The 21513-nt window shown below is 67.7% G+C and carries 22 protein-coding genes and 1 riboswitch; of the genes, 15 read left to right on the top strand and 7 right to left on the bottom strand.

The window, feature by feature from the left end:
• The first annotated feature begins 110 nt into the window (after positions 1-110).
• From QZZ29_RS03560 to QZZ29_RS03520, 9 genes are all read left to right on the top strand, one after another.
• A complete protein-coding gene (locus tag QZZ29_RS03560; RefSeq protein ID WP_291381420.1) occupies positions 111-674 on the top strand; it encodes a hypothetical protein in 564 nt (187 codons plus the stop codon).
• 154 nt (positions 675-828) lie between these two features.
• On the top strand, positions 829-1311 hold the full coding sequence (locus QZZ29_RS03555; RefSeq protein WP_291381419.1) for a nucleotidyltransferase family protein: 483 nt from the start codon (positions 829-831) through the stop codon (positions 1309-1311).
• A gap of 280 nt (positions 1312-1591) precedes the next feature.
• Positions 1592-2257, top strand: coding sequence for a hypothetical protein (locus QZZ29_RS03550; protein ID WP_291381418.1), 666 nt, complete (start codon positions 1592-1594; stop codon positions 2255-2257).
• Between the two features lie 119 nt (positions 2258-2376).
• Positions 2377-2649 (top strand): hypothetical protein, encoded by a 273-nt coding sequence (locus tag QZZ29_RS03545; protein ID WP_291381417.1) that lies wholly within the window; start codon positions 2377-2379, stop codon positions 2647-2649.
• A gap of 43 nt (positions 2650-2692) precedes the next feature.
• Complete coding sequence (locus QZZ29_RS03540; protein WP_291381416.1) at positions 2693-4432, top strand: hypothetical protein; 1740 nt, start codon at positions 2693-2695, stop codon at positions 4430-4432.
• A gap of 274 nt (positions 4433-4706) precedes the next feature.
• Positions 4707-5219, top strand: coding sequence for an O-acetyl-ADP-ribose deacetylase (locus tag QZZ29_RS03535; RefSeq protein WP_291381415.1), 513 nt, complete (start codon positions 4707-4709; stop codon positions 5217-5219).
• Positions 5220-5517: 298 nt separating this feature from the next.
• Positions 5518-5626, bottom strand: a riboswitch (SAM riboswitch).
• A 20-nt stretch (positions 5627-5646) separates the two neighbouring features.
• The gene (locus tag QZZ29_RS03530; RefSeq protein WP_291381414.1) at positions 5647-5772 is read left to right on the top strand and encodes a hypothetical protein; all 126 of its coding nucleotides are present in this window, start codon (positions 5647-5649) and stop codon (positions 5770-5772) included.
• Positions 5773-6485: 713 nt separating this feature from the next.
• The gene (locus QZZ29_RS03525) at positions 6486-8300 is read left to right on the top strand and encodes a bifunctional diguanylate cyclase/phosphodiesterase (protein ID WP_291381413.1); all 1815 of its coding nucleotides are present in this window, start codon (positions 6486-6488) and stop codon (positions 8298-8300) included.
• A gap of 2 nt (positions 8301-8302) precedes the next feature.
• Positions 8303-8923 carry a DUF5317 domain-containing protein gene (locus tag QZZ29_RS03520; protein ID WP_291381412.1) on the top strand — a complete coding sequence of 207 codons (621 nt, stop codon included), beginning with the start codon at positions 8303-8305 and terminating at the stop codon, positions 8921-8923.
• Here QZZ29_RS03520 and QZZ29_RS03515 read toward each other — a convergent pair.
• Positions 8920-9531 (bottom strand): sugar O-acetyltransferase, encoded by a 612-nt coding sequence (locus QZZ29_RS03515; protein WP_291381411.1) that lies wholly within the window; start codon positions 9529-9531, stop codon positions 8920-8922. The genes QZZ29_RS03520 and QZZ29_RS03515 overlap by 4 nt on opposite strands.
• A gap of 100 nt (positions 9532-9631) precedes the next feature.
• On the opposite strand from QZZ29_RS03515, the gene QZZ29_RS03510 reads away from it, so the two are divergent.
• The gene (locus tag QZZ29_RS03510; RefSeq protein ID WP_291381410.1) at positions 9632-10027 is read left to right on the top strand and encodes an ACT domain-containing protein; all 396 of its coding nucleotides are present in this window, start codon (positions 9632-9634) and stop codon (positions 10025-10027) included.
• 6 nt (positions 10028-10033) lie between these two features.
• Here QZZ29_RS03510 and QZZ29_RS03505 read toward each other — a convergent pair whose 3' ends face one another.
• A complete protein-coding gene (locus tag QZZ29_RS03505) occupies positions 10034-10930 on the bottom strand; it encodes a cation diffusion facilitator family transporter (RefSeq protein WP_291381409.1) in 897 nt (298 codons plus the stop codon).
• Positions 10927-11274 (bottom strand): metalloregulator ArsR/SmtB family transcription factor, encoded by a 348-nt coding sequence (locus tag QZZ29_RS03500; protein ID WP_291381408.1) that lies wholly within the window; start codon positions 11272-11274, stop codon positions 10927-10929. Before QZZ29_RS03500 ends, QZZ29_RS03505 begins: the two co-directional genes overlap by 4 nt.
• Positions 11275-11362: 88 nt before the next feature.
• Here QZZ29_RS03500 and QZZ29_RS03495 point away from each other — a divergent pair, with 88 nt between their 5' ends.
• The 3 genes from QZZ29_RS03495 (at position 11363) to QZZ29_RS03485 (ending at position 13817) form a co-directional block, all read left to right on the top strand.
• Positions 11363-11587 carry a hypothetical protein gene (locus QZZ29_RS03495; protein WP_291381406.1) on the top strand — a complete coding sequence of 75 codons (225 nt, stop codon included), beginning with the start codon at positions 11363-11365 and terminating at the stop codon, positions 11585-11587.
• Between the two features lie 70 nt (positions 11588-11657).
• Positions 11658-12656 (top strand): magnesium and cobalt transport protein CorA, encoded by a 999-nt coding sequence (locus QZZ29_RS03490; protein ID WP_291381405.1) that lies wholly within the window; start codon positions 11658-11660, stop codon positions 12654-12656.
• Between the two features lie 84 nt (positions 12657-12740).
• Positions 12741-13817 (top strand): Rv2578c family radical SAM protein, encoded by a 1077-nt coding sequence (locus QZZ29_RS03485; protein WP_291381403.1) that lies wholly within the window; start codon positions 12741-12743, stop codon positions 13815-13817.
• On the opposite strand, the gene QZZ29_RS03480 is transcribed toward QZZ29_RS03485, so the two are convergent.
• From QZZ29_RS03480 to QZZ29_RS03465, 4 genes are all read right to left on the bottom strand, one after another.
• Positions 13814-16576: an HAD-IC family P-type ATPase gene (locus tag QZZ29_RS03480; protein ID WP_291381402.1), complete on the bottom strand. Its 2763-nt coding sequence runs from the start codon at positions 16574-16576 to the stop codon at positions 13814-13816. The genes QZZ29_RS03485 and QZZ29_RS03480 overlap by 4 nt on opposite strands.
• An 88-nt stretch (positions 16577-16664) precedes the next feature.
• Complete coding sequence (locus QZZ29_RS03475) at positions 16665-17141, bottom strand: arsenate reductase ArsC (RefSeq protein ID WP_291381400.1); 477 nt, start codon at positions 17139-17141, stop codon at positions 16665-16667.
• A gap of 5 nt (positions 17142-17146) precedes the next feature.
• Positions 17147-17812, bottom strand: coding sequence for a MarR family transcriptional regulator (locus QZZ29_RS03470; RefSeq protein ID WP_291381398.1), 666 nt, complete (start codon positions 17810-17812; stop codon positions 17147-17149).
• Positions 17813-17884: 72 nt separating this feature from the next.
• Complete coding sequence (locus tag QZZ29_RS03465) at positions 17885-19990, bottom strand: heavy metal translocating P-type ATPase (RefSeq protein ID WP_291381397.1); 2106 nt, start codon at positions 19988-19990, stop codon at positions 17885-17887.
• Between the two features lie 121 nt (positions 19991-20111).
• Between QZZ29_RS03465 and QZZ29_RS03460 the strand changes: the two genes are divergently transcribed.
• Positions 20112-20429, top strand: a complete 318-nt coding sequence (locus QZZ29_RS03460; protein ID WP_291381396.1) for a metalloregulator ArsR/SmtB family transcription factor — start codon at positions 20112-20114, stop codon at positions 20427-20429.
• Complete coding sequence (locus QZZ29_RS03455) at positions 20426-21511, top strand: permease (protein ID WP_291381394.1); 1086 nt, start codon at positions 20426-20428, stop codon at positions 21509-21511. The genes QZZ29_RS03460 and QZZ29_RS03455 overlap by 4 nt, the downstream gene beginning before the upstream one ends.
• Positions 21512-21513: the final 2 nt, after the last annotated feature.

The raw sequence follows: 21513 nt of genomic DNA, 5'->3' as shown, positions 1-21513 counted from the left end.
GCAGCTCACCTGGGCGTTGTCCAAACGTGACCTCGCGCCCATCGAGGTCCGTAATATCCTGGTCAAAGGCGTCGGGTTGACGTTGGACGAGGCAAAGGCGGTGGTGAAGCGTGCGTGAGGTGGTGTTTATCCTGACCGACCACGGCGAGCATGGCGTCGGCATCTCCAGCCCACAACTGCCGGGGCTCGTTGCGGGTGTCGCAAGTTTCGATGAGGCCACGCCCACCCACTTGCTCGGGCTGGCTCGTGACAGCGGAGCCGAGGTGGACGGTTTTGTGGTGTTCGTCGAGCGCCTGGTAGAGGCCGATGGTCGCGTCATCGCCATTCGATGCCGCCAAGACTTCGCCATCAACGAGCGCGCGCGCGTCGCCGAGGTGCTGGAGCGCGAATTGATGACGAGCGCCGACGCTCGCAGCGGTTGGTTGCTCAACACGCTCGGCGACTCGGTGCTGATTGTCGCGCTCGGACGCGACCGCATCGGGGACCTCGCCCAGGCTGAACGTGAGGGAGAGCCGTTCGCCGTCGTCGTCGCGCGGGACACGTCGCTGATCGCGAGGGGCGTCCAATCGCCAGGGCCAGAGGACTCGGCCTTGACGGCCGACGAGTACGTAAATCGCCTGAACGGCGCCGCGAGCGGTGGCTCGTCAACGCGTGAGGTCGTGCTCACCGGCTGACGGTGTCCGTCCCCACCCGAATGAGGCGCTTGCTCGCTACCGGGCGCGATGCCTCTGCTTCCTTGGCTGATTGGGGGAGGGTTGCGGACTTTTCCACGGGGCCCAGGTTGGCGTTCCGTGTCGGCGATAGCATCACCTATCAGGAGGTGGCGCCGTGTCGGATTCGCTCGTGGAGCAGATGTTCGCGGACGCGCTCGAGGCCGAGCGCCTGCGCGTCGAGGCGCGCGCCAAACTGGTAGGCGCGGTCAGGCGAGGTGTCGCCGCAGGCATGAGCCAACGGGAGATTGTCCGCGCGGTGAATCGCAGTCAGCCTGAAGTGGCGCGCCTGCTGCGCTTCTTCCCCGCGAGCGAGCGGGGGAGCGCGCTCGCCAAGCGTCGGCGCGATGTCATCGACCTCGCCGCACGGCACGGTTTTCGCAACGTGCGCGTGTTCGGATCCGTGGCGCGTGGGGAGGATGGTCCCGATTCAGACATCGATCTCTTGGTGACCCTTCCTGATGGCGCCTCACTGTTCGACATCGGCGCCCTGGAGAGTGAACTCGCCGCCTCGCTGGGGCAGCGCGTGGACCTTGTACCGGATAGCGGCCTCCGTCCTCACTCGCGCGAAGAGATTCTCGCGGAGGCTGTGCCGCTGTGACCAAGGATGACGCAGGTCACGCTACCGCAGTCCTTGAGCACATCGCCGTGCTTCGCGCCCGCGCCGCCTCGACAGGTGATCGAGTCGACTGTCGAACACGACCTCGACGACTTTGAGACGGCGTTCCGAACCCTCGCCAACAACGTCAGGCGGTGAAGTGTGCGTGAGGCGCACACGGCACGCGCGGATCTCTTGCACGTCCTGCCAGCCAGGGAAGACAATAGATGTGCACGCCTGCATCGGCGCCGTGACGTCGGCTGGCCTGCAAGGGAGCGACACGATGCGACGGCCACACCTGGTTCGAGCACTCGCCGTCGCCATGGCTGGTGCCGTGGTGATGGCCGGGTGCACGAACGACGATCAGCAACCGACGGCCACTGCGACGGTGTTTTCGCCCGCCGCCACATCCACCGCAGAGCCCGCCGCCACGCCCACGACCGAGCCCTCTACGCCAGCGTCGGAGGCGCCGCTGCCAGACGACGGCCCGCCCGCCGACACCGCCCCGTTTGTCGCGGATCGTGAGCCGGACACCGCCACCGCAAGCGTCGACGCACGCCTCAGCCCCGTCGACCTCCGCTTTGGGGTACACGACGACTTCGACCGCATCGTCCTCGACCTGGCCGGTGCGGGCACTCCTGGATGGCTCGGCCGGTACGTCGAGGACCCCACCGGGGTGGCACAGGGGGAACCCGTGTATCTGTTGGGCGACGACTACCTGCTGATCCTCGTGAACGGAGTGGTGTATCCCACGGAAGACGGCGCACAGCCCTTCGAGGGCCCGCGCCGCATCGTTCCCCAGTCTGGCGGAGTGGTCAAGGAGGTGCGCTACGGTGCGATGTTTGAGGGTCAGGTCGAGATTTGGGTGGGCCTAACCTCCGACGAGCCCTTCAGGGTGTTCCGTCTGGAGGATCCGACTCGCGTGGTGATCGACGTCCAGCACCCGTGAGCACTGTGTGCACCCGGCTGCGGCACGTCGCAAGGCCGCCTCGCGGGGCGGTGGCGGAAGGTGAACTGATCAAAGTGCGCCACGGGCTCTAATACCGAGGTGCCAAGACTCGCTACGGCATGACGCGGCCGTCGGCGGTTGAAGTGGCGTTTGAGGCACTTGGCCGCAAGGGCGTGGGGCCGGCAGGGTTCTCGGCCGCACGTGAATGGTCACTGACCACTCAGCTCCCGGCGGCGCTCCACCTTGCGGCGCTGAAGCCCGCAAAGGACCTGCCCGGTATCAAGCTCACGATCCGCAGCAACCTCGATCGCGTCGATCTCACGTTCAGGGAGATCGCGCTGGTGGAACTGCTACGCGACCCCGAGGTCTACGTCGAGGCGGGCGGACCTTGACGCGCGCTTACGCAATGTCGTGGCCGTCCGATAGCCTCGATGCATGTCTAAGAACCGACGCCACAGCAAGCGCCCCGCGCACCGCACGGCCCAGCAGCGGCGCCACCTTCACGCGGTGCCTGATCACGTGCCTGAACGGGTTCCGGAAGAACTCGCATTGATGGACGGGGTGCGAGAGGCGATGCGTGCGGACACGCCCATCGCTCTCCTGGGTTTGGTCAGCACCATGGTCGAGTTGTCGGACCCGCGCGGCCGCAACCCGCTCGACAATGCCGCTCCGAATGTCTCACGGTCTGACCTAGTGGAGTCGCTCGTCGATGTCTCGTTCGCGGAGACCACGGCGCTCCTGACCATCATGGCGCGGATGCTCCCGGCCGACGATCCGGCTCGCGACGTCATCGAGGCAGAACTGCCCGCGAGGCACCACCCCATGCCGCTGTGGGTCCGTGACCTGGCCAACGACCGCGTGCACGTCCAGGTGATGCGCATGACGGAGTCCCTGGGTGACGGTGAGAATTGCGTCATGGGGGCACGCTTCGCGTCAGGTGCCGCATTCACCGCGATCATCTTCACAGACCACAACCTGGGCTCGGCAGTCAAGGATGCTTTCCTTATTGCCGCTCCCCTAGACGAGGTGATGGGCCGCGTGCAGGACGGCGAGTTCGAGGGCCCCGGCCCCGACTACATCGGCCCGTGGGACGGTGCGACGGCGCGGGCCACGGTCGCCGCCGCCATCGACCAGGGCCGACGCACCATCGGCATGCCCGAACAGGAAGACTGGCCCGCGACCCGGCCCGCCGTCGAATGGCTGCTTTCCCTGTTGCCTGACGGGGGTGCCGCCGATGCCACCCACGAGTGGAGCGACCATGACGTGGCGAGCCTGAAGGCGGACTTCCTTGCCTCGCCCCAGGGCCGCAGCATCGACAGCGATGACGCGGACTTCGCTCTCGACATGATCCTCCACTTTGGCGCCGACTACAACGTCGGCGGCCCTTTGCGGTGGAGCCCCATCGTCGTCGCGCGCTTCCTGCTGGACTGGATGCCTTCCAAGGTCATGGTGCCCTATGTGGACGTTGCGATGCTGCCGACGGTGCTGGCGGACTTCGTCGAGTTTGTGCATCGCCGGGAAGGGATAGACCCTGAGCTCACGCGCGAGGTTCTGCGGGCCGTCGGCTCATCAGTCGAGGCATTCGGTGACGCGATGGCCGGAGGCCATCCACTGTGGGACGAGTTTGACGACGAATTCGATCTCACGGCGGACATCCTGAAGTCTCTTGCCACGGAGGTGGGTGGCACTGAAGCCCTCACGACGCTCGACACCGAGCCGCTCCCGGACGAGCCTTTTGCATGGGAGGGCCTGCCAGCGGACATCCGCGACAACGTTTCTGAGTACCTCGAGCAGCTGGATCGCGTCGCAGATGAGCTCCTCGATGTCGAGCACAGGACCGCGATGCGGCGGTTCCTGGCGCGCGTCGCCGTGGCTGATCCTGCCATCTTCCGGCGCCGGTCGTCGGCAAGCCGCGGTGCTGCGGCGGTTGCCTGGGCTGTGTGCCGGGCAAACGACACCGCGGGAGGCAGTGGCGCCAAGTTCACCGTCAAGGAGCTGACAGGATGGTTCGGTACGAACGGCGCCGTCTCGCAGCGGGCCGAGCCCATGCTACGTGCCATCGACGCCCCGCAGGACACCTATTGGGGCTCCCTGCCGCTGGGCACGCCGGACCTGCTCGTCGCACGCCGCCGAGAGCGCATCGTCGCATTGCGCGACCGCCACACCGAGGGTTGACGGCGAAGACTGTCCGTCGAAAGTGACGCCTCGGTGGCTGGTGACGAGCGCGCGAGATCGCGCGTGCCGTCAACCCCGCAGCCAGCCAGGGGTCGCCCGCCTGCTGCGGTTCTTCCCCGCGAGCAAGCGGAGCGTTGCTGTTCGACATCGGCGCTCTGGAAAGCGAACTCGTTGCATTGCTGGGGGAGCGCGTCGACCTCGTGCCCGGTGATGGCCTTCGGCCCCACTCGAGGAAACGCCGCAAGAGATTGCCAACGCCGCTTAGGCTCGAACCATGACAGCGCCGACGCTCCGCGCCGTCCGCGTCGACATCACCACCCTGGCCGTCGATGCCATCGTCAACGCCGCGAACTCGTCGCTGCGGGGTGGGGGTGGCGTTGACGGCGCGATTCACCGCGCGGCGGGGCCCGAGCTGCTCGAGGCGTGCACTCGCCTTGGCGGCTGCAACACGGGTAACGCCAGGCTCACGCAGGGCTACCGACTTCCGGCCGGGCATGTCATCCACACTGTGGGTCCGGTGTGGCGCGGCGGCCACGAGGGGGAGCCGGAACTGCTCGCCTCCTGCTATCGCCGATGCCTGGAGATCGCCGACGCGCAAGGGTTCGCCTCGATCGCGTTCCCCAGCATCAGCACGGGCATCTACGGCTACCCGATTCCGTTGGCCGCGGGGGTGGCGGTGAAGACCGTGCGCGAGGTGCTCGCGGCCGGGAGCTCGGTGACCCAGGTGACCTTTGCGTGCTTCAGCGAGGAGGACCTCGAGGTGTACCGGGGTGCGTTGGGCGCTTAGCCAGGCCCGAGCGTCGTCCCTCCCGCCGTGCGCTGCCTGTCAGGGGTGTCGCCGATGTCCCAGGGCTCGCCGGTGCGTACCGAGATGAGGCGCCCGTGGCTGCACTCCGAGGGATTCGCACAGAGGCTCGCCTGTGACGGGTCTACGAGGGAGCAGGCAAAGCGTTGCACGATGAATGGGTCGTCTCCGAAGCGCGAAACTTGGTCGATTCCCGCCGCGAGCGCCGTGGACAGCGCGCGTGCGGCCGGCGGGTGAGTCCACACGGTGTGCTCGACCCCGCCGTCGTCGGATCGTGATCAGTTGGCGCTCGACGGCGTGACGCAGGGCGGATCTTCCCCCAGGGGCACCGTGTCGGAACGCGGTTGCCAGCCGACCAGCCGGAGGGCTTGTGGTCGGGCTTCTCGATCCACCCTTCATGGTATGCGGGGTGTCTGACAGGGTCTCGGCGCCCGCGTGGCATGGGCTCATCCTGGTGGCGCCGATAGTACTGGTTGCGCTGGTCGGATGGCCCATCACTCGACGCGCTCAGATGCGACTCGTCGAGGTCACATAGCGGAGCGGCCTCCGGCCACTGAGTGCGCCATTTTGCGCCGCCTTGAACAGCACGCACCCCAGAAATGGTGCCCCCAGAGTGAATGGCAGACCCAGATGCCCTGCTATCGGGCATAGTTAGCGCAGATGCCCAATTTCGCCCCTCTACCAGGGGCCTAAATTCGTAAATCCAGACAAAAGTCGCGATTCAATACGTGCATCGTTACCGAAACTGCGACAGTATGAATTGCGGGCGCCATCCGGCGGTCGCGTCACCGGGACGAATTCGAACCCCCGAGAGACGGATTGTCCTGACGCTCTCAGCGCGCCAGGGCCGCACTCGGAGGTCTTTCTCGTCCCCAAACTCCTAGGAGTTGTCATGGACAAGTGGAAGATCATCAAGGACAGCAAGCTCACCCAGATCAGCGTGAGCGCCGGCACCATGGTCGCCGTCGCCACGCTTGTGGCAGCTGGGCTTAAGTGGGGCTAATTCCTCACAACCGCGGGGGCGGCGCCAAGAGAAGTCTCTCGGCGCCGTCTCCGCGTCTCTCCACTTACGTCGCGGTCGTCGTCGCACTGGGGATCGCGGGAGTTGCGCTTGCCGTTTTGCATACCCCTTGGCCTTCCGTTCTTGGTAGCGCGGTCCTGTGGCCGACCGTCTTCTTGGGCGTGGCCGCAATCTTGGGAGAAGTGCGGCCAGTTCGTCTGCCGCGTGTCGACGCCGAGGATAGAACCTTGTCGGCATCCGCACCTTTTGTCCTCGCGCTAATTGCGGTGTCGTCGCTCGGTGCCGCCGTGCTTGTTCAGGCCGTGGCCAGCGTTGCGGATGACATCCTCCACCGCAGGGCGCTCTCGAAGTCGCTCTTCAACACTGCGCAATACGCGCTGAGTGTCATCGCGGGCCGTGCCATCTACACCTGGCTGACCGGGATCCCGTTCTTCTCCGAGCCGTTGCCGGTGGAAGCACAACAAATTGTTCCGTTGCTGATTGCCGGCGTTGCCATGATTGCTACGAACTGGATCATCGTCTCGGGGGTTGTGGCAATGGTTACCGAGCAGTCGCTGGCGACCGTGCTGTATAAGGATCTCCGCGAGTATTCGATCACCAATGTCGTGCTCCTCAGTGTCGGCGGTATTGCGGCGCTCGTGTCGCGGGACGGCATCATCGCGCTCTTCCTGTTGGGGGCGCCCGTTGTCGCCGCGCATCTGTTCGCGGCTGCAGCCGCCCGCCATGCGCACGATGCGACACACGACTCGTTGACTGGATTGGGCAATCGCGGACAGCTTCATTTTCAACTGACGCGCGCGCTCGAATCCACACGCCATTCGGGCGACCTTGGCCCCGGCCTAGTGCTCTTTGACCTCGACCACTTCAAGGACATCAATGACACGCTCGGCCACCCTGTGGGCGATCAGATCCTCCGACGCGTTGCCGATCAATTAGTGGCGGCTGCCCCGGATGACGCGTCAGTGCACCGCCTCGGCGGTGACGAATTCGCTGTGGTGCTTCACGGCGACGCCCCTTACTGTCGCGCCATCGCCAGCGATTTGCTCGCGTCCTTCGATGCCGCAATCCCCGTCGACAACCTAGAACTGCTGGTGAGAGCCAGCGTTGGAGTCGCAGTCGCGCCGCTGCACGGCGAGGATGACGCGACGCTGATGAAGAACGCCGACATCGCGCTCTATCACGCGAAACTTGAACGCGATCAGATCAGCACCTACTCGCCGGAGTTTGACGTCAACAGCGTGGAGCGACTCCAGCTTCTGGCTGATCTGCGCACCGCCCTCGACGCCGGCGCGCTACGCGTGGTCTACCAGCCTCAGGTAGACCTTTCCGATGGGCGCACGGTCGGAGCAGAAGCCCTCGTCCGGTGGACTCACCCGGAACGGGGACCGGTGGCCGCTGACGACTTCATTCCCCTTGCGGAGAACTCCGGATTGATCTTCCGCCTCACCGCCTTCGTGCTCGACACGGCCCTCGGTCAGCTCGCCCAGTGGACAGCGGCGGGCTATGACCTCCGGATGGCCGTCAATCTCTCCGCCCGTCACCTGTCCGACCTCGGACTGCCGGATCAGGTCGTGGAAGCCGCGGCCCGCCACGGAGTCCCGCTAACGTCCTTGGTGCTGGAGGTCACGGAGACTGGAATTCTCTCGGACCCCATGCGCGCCGACATCGTGATCCGCGCCCTGCGGGCACTGGGCGTCGAGGTCTCGATCGACGACTACGGCACCGGCAACGCCTCACTGAACTACCTGAAGCGACTCGAGATCGACGAACTGAAGATCGACAGGAGCTTCGTCAGCAACATCGACAACGACGACCATGACCTGATCATCGTGCGGTCGACCATCGAGCTCGCGCTCGCGCTCGGGCTGCGTGTGGTCGCGGAGGGCATCGAGGATGAGTCGACATCTGCGGCGTTGCGGGCGCTCGGCGGCGTGATTGGCCAGGGCTATCACCTCGGCCGCCCAGCCCCGCCGGAAACGATCGAAGACAGGCTCGAACGCGAGCGAGAGGCCGCTGCGCAGGGAAAGACGATGGGCGTCTAACCGTGCTGGTCTTGGCTTTGGGCCTCATCGCCGTGGTCTCGCCCCTCCTGGTCGGGCGGTGGCCCGCTGGTCTGCTCCTCCACCAGTGGCGGTGGAAGTCGCTGATCTGGGTGGCGCTCATCGTGCAGTCGGTCGTCCTCAACGTGACCCTGCCGGGCGTGCTCGCGCCCGCGACGCACGTGCTGACCTACGTCGCCGCCCTCGGATTTGCGTGGGTGAATCGGCGCGCCGCCGGGGTGTGGATCGTGGCGGCCGGCGCCTTCTCCAACGGCATCACCATTGCACTCAACGGCGGAACCTTGCCCGCCAGTGCATCGGCGGCCGAGGCGGCAGGAATCGAGCAAAGCGGCGACTTCGCGAACTCGGCCGTTCTTGATAACCCCGTGTTGCCGTGGCTGGGCGACATCTTCGCCTGGCCGGCGCCGATGCCGCTCGCCAACACCTTCTCCGTCGGCGACATCCTCATTGTGCTTGGCGTCTTTGTCGCCGCGTGGAGCGGGACCCGGCGCCTTGGCGACGCGAGCACGCCCTCGGCGGCGCCCGTGGCGCAGCGCGTGCCAGAAGTCGCTCCGCCGACGGTCTGGTACCCGGAACCCCTGCGATCCGACGCCGAGCGACCCTAGAGTTCCCTCACTATCCGTGCGGGGTTGCCCGCCACCACCACGTCCGGCGGAACGTCCTTGGTCACCACGGAGCCCGCGCCCACCACTGACCGCGCACCGATCGTGACGCCGGGGCAGATCACCACGGAGCCGCCCAGCCAGACATCGTCCTCGATCGTGATGGGCAGGCCGATCTCCCAGCTTTCCCGGCGCAAACCCACGTCCAGCGAGTGGTTGGGGGTGTACAGGCGCGCGCTGGGGCCGATGAGCACGTGGTCGCCGATGGTGACACGCCCCGAGCCCAACACCATGAAGTCGTTGTTGATGAACACGTTCGCACCGATCGAGACGCGCTCGCCATACTCGATCAAGATGGGTGGGCGGATGTCGAGACCCGGGCCACACGCGTCGACCGCGGCGGCGAATGCTGCGGTCATCCCGGCCGGATCCTCGGCGTACCGGGCGTTGACATCGCGGCACACGTTGAGAGTCTCGCGCTGCAGCTCGGGAAGTTCCGGCCCGGCGCGGTATCTGAACCAGTCGTCGGCGCGCATCTTCTCCAGCTCGGTGCGGGTGGAATCGTGTTGCGGTCGCTCGTTCTTGCGTTCGCGCCAGATGGCGTCGGTCATGGGTAACACTCCCTCACGGTCTCAGCCCCCCATCTTCCCCGATGCCGACACTCGCCACCGCACCGCAGGTCCCGGGCGCCCGCGCGGATAGCCTTGCCGCATGTCGGGAGAAACTGACCTCGCCACCTTGATCGCGTCGATGCGTCCGCACCGTGATCCCGTGACGTACGTGTGGGCGAGTGTCGAGACAATTCCGAGCGGCATCGTGCCCTTGGCGACGATGCGCGAAGCAGAGGGCCTGACCGTGGTGTGTTCCCGGGACGATGCCGATGCGGCGGGGCTCGGCCACACGTTTCCGTGCGCGCGGATCACCCTGACGGTGCACTCCTCGCTCGAAGCAGTGGGCCTGACCGCCGCCTTCGCCGCGGCCCTGAGTGAGGCCGGGATCAGCGCGAACGTTGTCGCCGGATACCACCACGACCACATCTTTGTGCCGGTGGAGCGTGCGGCCGACGCGATGGCCGCTTTGGAGCAGTTGGCCGCTTCGGCCATGTAGTGGCGGCTAGAACTCCGAGCCACACTCGCCCCCTGCGTCGTCCTCGACCTGCACGGTGGCGTGGGCCAGGCCGTGCTCGCGTAATACGCGTTGCGCCGCGCGCACCACGTCGGCCGTGTGAGCGGCCTCGCTTACCAGGTGCACGCTCGCCACGTCCATGCCCGAGGTGAGCGTCCAGACGTGCACGTCGTGCACGTCGGTCACGGAGGGCAGTCCGCCCAGCTCGGAGGTGAGGGTCTCGACGTCCACCGAGGGGGGAGCGGCCTGCACCACGATGCGAATCGCCTCGCCAGCCAGGCGAAGAGCGCGCGGCACGATGAACGCGGCGAGCGCGAGGGCCACCACGGCGTCGGTGTAGGGCCAACCGGTGGTGAGGATCACGATCGCGGACACGATCACGCCCACGGAGCCCATCGCGTCGGCCATCACCTCCAGGTACGCGCCGTGCACGTTGAGGCTTTCCTTGGCGCCCGCGTGCAGCAGCCGAAAGCTCACCAGATTGACGGCGAGGCCCACGATCGCGACTACGAGCATCGGAACCGCGTCCACCTCGACCGGGTCGCGCAGGCGGCCGATGCCCTCGACGGCTACGTAGGCGGCTACACCCAGCAGTAGGGCCGCATTCGCGAGCGCGGCGAGCACCTCCCAGCGGTAGTGTCCGAAGGTCTGCTTGGGGTTGCGGGCCGCACGCCGGGCGGCGGTGACCGCTGCGAGGGCCATCCCCACGCCGAGCGCGTCGGTGGCCATGTGGCCCGCGTCGGCCATGAGCGTGAGCGAACCGGTGAGGAGTCCCGCGGCTACCTCGACGCCCACAAAGGTCAGCACGAGCGCAAGCACCCCGGCGAGGGCGCGCCGGTGCTTGCCGCCGGCGGACACGGAGGACTGCGAGTGTCCCGCACTCACGAGGCTGCTCCCGGGGTGTTCTCCGCCAAGTAGTGCTCGGCCGCCACGCCGAGGAGCAGACGGATGTGGGCGTCGGCTACTTGGTACCAGATCTCCCGGCCGCGGCGCTCGGAACGCACCACCCCTGCCGCCCGCAACTTTGCCAACTGGTGGCTGGTGGCGGACTCCCCAGTTCCTGCTGTGGCCGCGACGTCGGAGACGCACATAGGGCCGCCCTCGACCAGCGCGTAGACGATGCGCAGGCGGGACGGGTCCGCCAAGAGAGAGAACGGCGCGGACAGGCGAGCGGCGTCGTCGGCATCGATGCCGCGAGGCAACGGCGAGTGGAGGTGGGGCTCCGTCATGTCCATCCCTGAATATATGAGCAACTATTCAGATGTTAGTCGATCGAGCCGCGGCCGTCGACCGGCGCCGCGCTGACATACTGAAGTCATGGACCTTCCCATCCTCGGCACGATCGATCTCACGCCCTCCGGGTTGTTTCTGTTCTTCGCGGCGGTGCTCGCGGTCGGATACTTCGGCTGGCAACTCTTCGGCACCGGCCGCGCCGGTCGCGACGCCAAGGCGTCCGATGAGGCCCCGCACGTGGAGGAGGGCCACGGCGACGCCGACGAGCCGATCGCCGAGATCGACAAGGACGAGCGGCCCAAGGACTGAGGATGATCGCTTCCGACCCCGCACGTCCTACGCTGACGCGAAGCGCCGCCCCGCACGCCCAGGGAGAGTCATGACCGTCATCGACGCCGCCGTGTACGTCGGGGGTGCCCGGCAGGACGATGCGTCCACGGTGGTCGAAGCCGCGGCGCGCGTGACCCAGAAGGGTTTCGCGTGGGTGGGACTGCTGCGGCCGAGCGACGAGGAACTGGCCGAGGTGGCGGGAGCCTTCGGGGTGCACTCGCTCGCCGTCGAGGACGCCATGAAGGGGCATCAGCGCTCCAAGCTCGAGCGTTACGGCGACAACCTTGCCGTGGTGGTGCGCGCGGCGCGCTACATCGAATCGACGGAGACCGTCGACTTCGGTGAGATCCACCTCTTCGTCGGCCACAAGGCGATTGTGGCCGTGCGTCTGGCCGAGGAGCCCGACCTTGCCGAGGTGCGCTCGCGGCTCGAGGGTGACCCCAAGCTCCTCGCTCTGGGGCCGAACGCGGTGCTCTACGCCATCCTGGACGAGGTGGTCGACTCGTACGGCCCGGTCATGGTGGGCCTGGAAAACGACATCGACGAGATCGAGGACCAGATCTTCGATCAGCATGCGGGTATCGCGGTGTCGCGTCGCATCTACGAGCTGCACCGCGAGGTCATCGCGTTTCAGCGCGCCGTGCAGCCCCTAGTCGGGATGCTCGCGGAGGTCCGCTCGCTTGCGGCCGAGGACGAAACGGATATCGAACTGCGGCGACTGTTTCGCGACGTGCACGACCACGTGATTCGGACGTCCGATCGCATCGACAACTTTCGTTCGTTACTCGACAACGCGCTCAACACCCACATGTCGCTCGTGGCGCAGCGCGAGACCGAGGCAAGCTATGCACAAAACGAGCAGACCAAGAAGATCTCCGCATGGGCCGCCATCCTTTTCGCCCCGTCGCTCGTGGGCACCATCTATGGAATGAACTTTCGCTACATGCCCGAGCTGAGCTGGCGTTACGGCTATCCGCTCGCGCTCGGCGGCATGGTGGTGCTCGGATCGGTGCTCTTTGTGATCTTCAGGCGCGCCAAGTGGATCTAGGAGCCAGCGAGACTCGTCGGCGGCGGGCCGGGCAGCCCGCGTGGCGCACTTGACCCCGCATCGAACACGTGTTCGAATGGCGTCATGCGTTGGCAGGGACAGAAGCTCGAGTCGGACGCCCCTGACGCGTTGCCCGGCCTCGCGAAGATCAGCAACCTGATTCGCTCCGTCCAGACCCCCGAATTCGCGGGGGTGACGTTCCACGAGGTGGCCGCGAAGAGCGCGCTCAACCGCGTGGGCCCCGGCAGCGCGGTGCCGTTTGCCTGGACCATCAACCCGTACCGCGGCTGCTCGCACGCGTGCGTGTACTGCTTTGCCCGGCCCAGCCACCGGTACTTGGACCTCGATGCGGGCACGGACTTTGATTCTCAAGTGATCGTGAAGGTGAACGTGGCCGAGGCGCTCCGGCGCGACCTCGCGCGCCCCACCTGGAACCGCGAGCATGTGGCGCTTGGCACCAACACGGACCCGTACCAGCGCGCCGAGGGCAAGTATCGGCTGATGCCGGGAATCATCACGGCACTCGCCGAGGCGCGCACCCCCTTTTCGATTCTCACCAAGGGAACGCTCATCAGGCGCGACCTGCCGTTGCTGGTGGAGGCGTCACAGTCCGTCGAGGTCCAGCTCGCGATGTCGATCGCGATCTTCGACGACGAACTTCAGACCACCATGGAACCCGGCACGCCCACCACGGCCGCGCGGCTGGCCACGGTGTCGGCGGCCGCCGACGCGGGCTTTGACGTGGCCGTGTTCATGATGCCGATCCTGCCGTTCCTCACCGATACCGCGGAGCATCTTGACGATGCTCTCGCACGCATCCAGAAGGCGGGCGCGACCCAGGTCAGTTACGCGGGTCTGCACCTGCGCCCCGGCGTGAAGGAGTGGTACGCGGCGTGGCTGCATCGGCACCGTCCCGACCTCGTGCCGACGTACCGCGCCCTGTACGGGGACGGGGCGTACGCTCCCAAGCACTACCGGCGGCGGCTGGCCGACACCATCAAGCCGCTGATCGCGGCCCACGGACTCACCAAGGCTCCCGAGGATCCGGGCACCGGGAGTGCGACCACGCGCGCCGAGGCGCGCGACCTCGACGGCGAATGGCGGACTAAGGCGGACCCGGCACGCCACCCGGCGCAGCAGCTTCAACCAGCGCTGTTCTAAGAGTCGCGCCGCCTCAGTACCCACTTCCTCAGTTCGATCGCCAACGGGACCACCGAGGCCAAGGCGACACACATGGCCCACTGGCTGAGACTCAGCGGCGCCGTGGAGAACGCATCGTTCAGCAGCGGCACGTTGACCACCGCGACCTGCAAGAGCAAGGACAGCGCCACGGTAGCCCACAGCCACGGATTCGCGGTGAGCCCCTTCACCACGCTGACGGTCTCAGACCGAGCGCTGAACGCATTGGTCAGGTGCGCGAGCACCAGCACCGTGAACGCCCCGGTCCGCGCGGTCGCGAGCGACTGTGAGCCCTCGATCATCCCGCCCGGCAGCAATGCGTCCAGCGTCACGAGCGTGACCGCGGCCATGACAATGCCCGTGAACGCCACGCCCCACCACATTCGAGCGTCGATCAGTCGGTCCGTCATCTTGCGTGGCTTGCGCGACATCAGGTCGTCCGCGTACGGCTCCGCCCCGATGGCCAGCGCCGGCCCCAGGTCCGTTAGCAGGTTGATCCAGAGGATCTGTGTGGCCAGGATCGGCACCGCAATGACCTGGCCGTGGCCGGACAGGCCCAGCACGCCTGCGCCGATCACGCCCAGGAACACCGCAAGCACCTCGCCGACGTTGGACGCCAGCAGGTAGCGCAGGAACCGCTTGATGTTGTCGAGAATGCCGCGGCCCTCGCGCACGGCGGTCACGATTGTCGCGAAGTTGTCGTCCGCCAGGATCATGCTAGAGGCCTCCCGCGCCACCTCGGTGCCGCCCAGGCCCATGGCCACTCCGATGTCGGCGCTGCGTAGCGCCGGGGCGTCGTTGACGCCGTCACCCGTCATGGCGACCACAGCGCCGTGCGCCTGCAGCGCGTCGATGATCCGCAGCTTGTGCGCGGGCGCCACGCGCGCGAACACCGCACAGTCGGCGACCGCCGCCTGCAACGACGGTTCGTCCATGGCGGCAAGTTCCGAGCCCGTGAGCACCGTGTCGTCCCTGGCGATACCCAGGTCCTGAGCAATCGCGGATGCGGTGGCGGGGTGGTCGCCCGTGATCATGACGACGCGGATGCCCGCGCCCTGAGCGTCCGCGACCGCGTCGCGCGCCTCGGGACGCGAAGGATCCACCAGACCCGCCACGCCGATGAGCGTGAGGCCATGCTCCGCGTCCTCGTTCGCACTCTCGCGGTCATCCATGCGCCGAGACGCGACCGCGAGGGTGCGCATGCCGCGACGGGCAAAGGCGGCGGTGTCCGCGAGCGCCTGCTGCCTGCCGGCGTCGTCGAGCGTGTTAGCGGTGTCGCCCGACAGCACCCGCGTGCACAGGCTGAGGACCATCTCGGGGCTGCCCTTGACGTGAAGTGTGCGCGCGCCGTCGGCATCTTCGGTCACCACCGACATGCGCGCCCGCTGTGCACTGAACGGCACCGCCGCGACCCGGTGTGCCGTCGCACTGCCCGTCGCGCGCATGCCCATCAGCCGTTCTGCCTCGAGGAACGCCACATCCGTGGGGTCGCCCTCGATGCGGTCCTGGTCGGCGCTGGCGACCGCATCGTTCGCACGGCAGGCGGACGTGATGAGGGCGCTGAGTTCCGCCGCCGCGGCCGGGTCCGACGGGACGGCGCCGTCGAAATCGACCGCACCGCGAAAGCCGGCGGTAGCGTCCGTGCGAGTCGTGCCGTGGGTGGTCGCCACCGCCGCGAGTGTCATCCGATTGAGCGTCAGGGTGCCGGTCTTGTCGGTGCAGATGATCGACGCCGATCCCAAGGTCTCGACGGAGGACAGGTCTCGCACGATCGCATGGTGATCCGCCATCCGCCTCACTCCGAGGGCGAGCACCACAGACAGGATCGCCGGCAGCCCTTCCGGAATGGCCGCGACGGCCAAGGCGACGCCCAACAGCAGGATCTCTACCGCTTGCGACAGCGTGGTGACATCCGACGTCAGCCACACCGCTCCGATGACGACGGTGGCGATCACCAGGACAGCGATCCCCAGCGTGCGGCTCAGGTGCGCGATCTCGCGTTGCAGGGGAGTGGGGTCGGACTCCGTTTCGCCAAGCATGCGGGCGATGCGGCCCGTCTGGGTATCCATGCCGGTCGCGGTGACGATGGCGCGTCCCGTACCGCGCGTCACGGCCGTGCTCGCGAACACCATGCAGGCGCGGTCGGCGACGTCGGCTGGCGACTCAAGAGGTTCGATGCCCTTGTGGACCGGCACGCTCTCTCCGGTCAGCACCGCCTCCGCCACGCGCAGTTCCGAGGCGACGAGACGGGCGTCGGCCGCCACCGCGTCACCCTCGGAGAGCATCAGGAGGTCGCCCACCACCACGTCGGCCGCGGGGATGCGCTGGGCCCGACCGTCACGCATCACGAGCGCGGTGGCGGCGCTCATACGTTGCAGTGCGGCGACCGCGGATTCGGACCGACGCTCCTGCACGAGTCCCAGGACGGCGTTCGCGAGCACCACGATCGCGATCACGATGGAGTCGTACGGCACTCCCGGCCCGCCTTCGACCAGCCATGCCGTGAGCGTCACCGCGAAGGCGGCGAGCAGCAGATAGACCAGAGGGTCGGCGAATTGGAGCAGCAGACGTCGTTGCCACGACACGCGCTTGCGGGCGGTAAGCGAGTTGGAACCGTCGGCGGCAAGTCGAGCGGCCGCCTCCTCGGAGGTGAGTCCGGAGGTCGCGTTGGCGCGTGCCAGGCGCTCCACCTCCTGCGCGGTCTGCAAGGAGGCGTCCAGGTCTGCAGTCAGGTGGGCCATAATCTATCGTCGCCGTGGACTGAGCGTTCCGCAGGGGACCTGCGTCCGGGGCGAGCGGGGAGCTCCGCTGGCGGGACGCGGTCCGGTGTTACTCGTGTGGTGTGCGCTCGCCCTCCTGCACATCCACGCCCAGTTCGCCCAACAGGGCGCGCACCTTGAGCTCGATCGCGTCGCGCACGGCGCGGGTGGCGTCCAGGCCTTCGAGTCCCGCGGGGACGTCGAAGGACCAGTCCTCGTAGCGTCGTCCCGGGTAGTAGGGACACGTGTCGCCGCAGCCCATCGTGATCACCACGTCGGCCGCCTTGATGCGTTCGTCGGTCCACGGCTTGGGGTACTCGCCCGTGATGTCGATGCCCTTTTCGCTCATCGCCTCCACGGCCGTGCCGCTGAGCGCCGTGCCTGGCTCGGACCCTCCCGACCACGCGACGGCACGGTCGCCCGCGAGCGCCGTGAACCAGCCCAGAGCCATCTGGGACTTGCCGCCGTTCTTGACACACAGGAACAGCACGGCGGGTCGGGGGTCGTCCGCTGCGGGGATGGGTGCTTGGGAGGCGTCGTCGGTCATGGATCCTATCCGTGGGTGAGGGCGTCGGCGAGGCGCGCGACGCGGGGGGTGAGGTCGTCGAAGGCCTTGCCAAAGGCGTCGGCATGGCCCAGGGCGGGGTCGGGGACCGACCAGTGGAGCGCCACGTTGGGGGCTCCCAGGTCTTCGTAGGCGTTGTCGCACACGGCCACCACGATGTCGCTATCCGTGACCACGTCGGCGGCCGATGCGGGCGTGGGTGCGAGCGGCGTGAGGCCGTGGCGCGCGAGCTCGGCGAGGGCGAGCGGGTGGAGGGCATCCGCTGGCGCCGTGCCAGCCGAGGCGACGGGGGAGTCGGAAGCACGCACGAGCAGGCTCGCGGCCATCTGGGACCGTGCCGAGTTGGCCGAGCACACGAAGACGACGCGGGTGCCGGGCGGCGCGACCCCGTGGGCCGCGGTCGCCGCCACGATCGGGTCTTCCCACGCCAAGGTCAGGTACGAGCGCCGACCGTCGCCGTCCGACCGTCGCCTGCGCACCAGTCCGGCGGCTTTGAGGACTCCCAAGTGATGGGCCAGCAAATTGGACGGCAGGCCCGTGCGCTCGCCGAGCTCGCCAGGCGATAGGTCGCCGAGGGCCAGGGCGTCGACGATGGCGAGCCGGCGTGGCTCGGCCAGCGCGGCGTGCGCGCGGACCCTTGATGCCTCAATCACAGTTGAGACAATATCATCACCGCGCCGTCGCATCCGAGGCAGGGCGACGCCCGGACGGTAAATCCTGTCGCGCTAGACGGGCGATACTTCCTCTTGGGGGCGGGCTTGATGCTCGGTCTGGGGCTGCGCGGCGGCGTCCGCCGGGGCGAGAGCGTCGTAGGACAGGTCGACGCGGCGCAGCAACTGGGCATTGAGCGCCACCACGATGGTGGACAGGCTCATGGCGACCGCGGCCGCCGCCGGGTTGAGGGCGAAGCCAATGCCGGTGAACGCGCCGGCGGCCACCGGAATCGCGAGGGCGTTGTACCCCGTCGCCCACACCAAGTTCTGAATCATCTTGCGGTGCGAGGCGCGGGACAGCGCGACGATGGCGAGCACGCCGCGCGGGTCGCTGGATGCGAGCACCACGCCCGCGGCCTCGATCGCCACGTCGGTGCCGGCGCCAATGGCGATGCCCACGTCGGCGCGGGCGAGCGCGGGGGCGTCGTTGACGCCGTCGCCCACCATCGCGACCTTCCCCCCGCCCGCCTGCAGCTTCTCCACGGCGGAGTCCTTGTCCTGCGGCAATACCTCGGCAAATACCTCGTCGATGCCGAGTTCACGGGCGACGCGATCCGCGACCGCCTGTGAATCCCCGGTGATCAGGGCAACCGACACTCCTTGGCGGTGCAGCGCGTCGACGGTGGCCCGCGACGCGTCCCGCACGGGGTCCCGCGTCGTGAAGAGCCCCACGACGACGTCGCCGACGGTGACATACAACGTGGGGCTACCCTCGCGTTCCCAGCGTTCGCGGGTTCCGACTGCGGCCTCAGGGGCCTCGATATTCAGTTCGGCGAGCATCGACCGGCCGCCGACGCTCACGCGATCGCCGTCGACGATGCCGACGACGCCCTTTCCGGGATGCGTGTCGACGTCCGACGCATCGGCGACGGAGATGTCTCGATCTGCGGCGGCTGCGACGATTGCACGCCCGATGGGGTGCTCGCTGTCGCGCTCGACCGCGGCGGCGACGGCGAGCACGCGCGCCTCGTCCCAGTCGTCGAGCGGCTCCACCTCGGCCACCGTGTGGCTGCCCTCGGTGAGCGTGCCGGTCTTGTCGAAGAGCACGGACGAGATGGAGCGCATCGCCTCGAGCGCGAGCACGTCCTTGACGAGCACACCCGCCTTGGCAGACTTCGCCGTGGAGATGGCGATGACCAAGGGAATCGCGAGCCCCAGCGCATGCGGGCAAGCGATCACCAGCACGGTCACGGCACGCACGACGCCGGTCGAGAGGTCTCCCTGCGCGGTGTAGACCGTGAACGTCACCATCGCGGAACCGAGCGCGATGTAGAACAACGCCTGTGCGGCGCGGTCCGCGAGTTTGCGGGCCCCGGACCGCGATTCCTGCGCCTGGGTCACCATGCGCTGGATTCCAGCCAAGGCGGTGTCATCACCCACCGCAGTGATCTCGACTCGCAGCGAGCCGTCGGTGGCTACGGTGCCGGCGACCACGCGTTCGCCCTCCCCGCGTCTGACGGGAGCCGACTCTCCCGTGATCGTCGACTCGTCCATGCTTGCGGATCCTTGTGCGATGGTGCCGTCTGCGGGGACGCGGGCTCCCGGTCGGACCACGACCACGTCGCCGGTGACCAACTCCGCGATGCGCACCGTCTCGACGTCATCGCCCACCACGCGCTCCGCCTCGTCAGGAAGCAGTTCGGCCAACGCGGCGAGCGCGCTGCTGGCCTGCCCCACGGCCTTCATCTCCTGCCAGTGACCCAGCAGCATCACCACGATCAACGTGGCAAGCTCCCACCAGAAGTCGAGACTGCCGATGCCAAACGTGCTCGCGAGCGACGCGAGGAAGGCGACGCTGATGGCGAGTGAGATGAGCAGCATCATGCCCGGCTGTCGGTTGCGAAGCTCGGGCACTGCCATGGTGAAGAAGGGCCGCCCGCCCCAGACGAAGATGACGGTGCCGACCACGGGCGGGATCCACGACGATCCTGGGACACTCAGACTGAAGCCCAGCCAGTCCTGCACCATCGCGGAGAACAGCACCACGGGGATCGCGAGCGCGAGGTTGATCCAAAACAGGTGGCGGAACATCTCCGCGTGACCGCTGTGGTCCGCGTGCGCCTTGTGGTCCTCGTGGGCGCCGTGGTCTGCGTGATCCATGAAGTCGCCTTTCGTCATGGCGACCAGGCTAAACCGTCCAGCGCACTGGAAGGTCAAGGAATCGCGTGGCGCCCGCGGCGCAGGACCTTAGGCCCCGATCGGCGCCCCTGGACAGAGTGACACTTCGATGGTGATCGAAATGACCATGCCGCACTGGGCGCCAGAAAAAGAATCCGAGGCCGTCGACCTCCTTGCTGCCGCCACAGAGCCCACTCGGTGGCGCATCCTCGCGACCCTCGCCTCCGCCGGTACCCGTTGCGCGTGCGAAATCGAGCCAGTCGCGAACGTGGCCCCCAACGTTCTCAGCTACCACCTCAAGGTGCTGCGTGAGGCGGGGCTCGTCACGTCGGCACGGCGCGGCAAGTGGATCGACTACACGATCGCCGGCGATGCGCCGGCGCGGCTGGCCAGGGCCCTTCCCACCGCGCTGCCGGGCATGCCGCAGGCGACGCGATGACGATCGTCGAGCACCTCCCCGAGACCAAGCGGGGCATCGGCCTTGCGGGCGTGGGCGCCATTGCCGCGTGGGTGGGCGCCTACCAGCTCAACGAGCACATATGGGACTGGTTCCTCTACGGCCGCATCGGCCTGGATGCCGCGACCCGCCCGGCGTCGGCGCTGCACTTCTTCCTGTACGACACCGCCAAGATCGCGTTGCTGCTGACCGGCATCATCTTCGCCGTGGGCGTGCTGCGCACGTTCATCACGATCGAGCGCACACGCGCCCTGCTGGGCGGCCGCCGCGAGGGCATCGGCAACGTCATGGCGGCGGGTCTTGGCGTGGCCACGCCATTCTGTTCGTGCTCCGCCGTTCCCGCGTTCATCGGCTTCGTCGGTGCGGGCGTGCCCATCGGGGTGACGCTCAGCTTCCTGATCGCGTCCCCTCTGGTCAACGAAATCGCGATCGGCCTGCTGTGGACCACGTTCGGCTGGGACATCGCGCTGTTGTACGTCGCGGCGGGGCTGACGATCGCGATCGTCGCCGGCTGGGTGCTCGGGCGCATGGGGGTTCAGCGCTGGGTCGAGCCGTTCGTGTTGCGCCCCCTCACGGCGTCGCAGAACCTGCTTGCCACCGCGAACGCCGGCGCAAGCGCCGGCGCGGGAGCGAACCCACGCCCGTCGCCGCAATTGCGCGTCCGCATCGGCCTTCAAGAGGTACGCGAGATTCTGACCAAGGTGTGGCCCTACCTGCTCATCGGCGTGGGCCTGGGCGCCGTGATCCACGGTTGGGTGCCCTCCGACTTCTTCGCCGCGCACGCGGGCCCGGACAACCCGTTCGGAGTCCTCGTGGCCGTCGTCCTTGGTGTGCCGCTCTACTCGAACGCCGCCGGGGCGCTGCCCTTGGTCGAGGCGCTCGCGGACAAGGGTGTGCCCATGGGCACACTGCTCGCGTTCATGATGAGCGTCGTCGCCCTGTCGCTGCCCGAGATGGTCCTGCTCAAGCGCGTGCTCAAGCTGCCGCTGCTGGGCGCCTTCGCGGGCGTGGTCGCGGTGGGCATCGTCGCCGTCGGCTACCTCTTCAACGCCATCCTCACGTAACG

The sequence above is a fragment of the Demequina sp. genome, from assembly GCF_016278765.1.
Lineage (GTDB): Bacteria > Actinomycetota > Actinomycetes > Actinomycetales > Demequinaceae > Demequina.
This window is presented reverse-complemented; position numbering and strand designations above follow the sequence as displayed.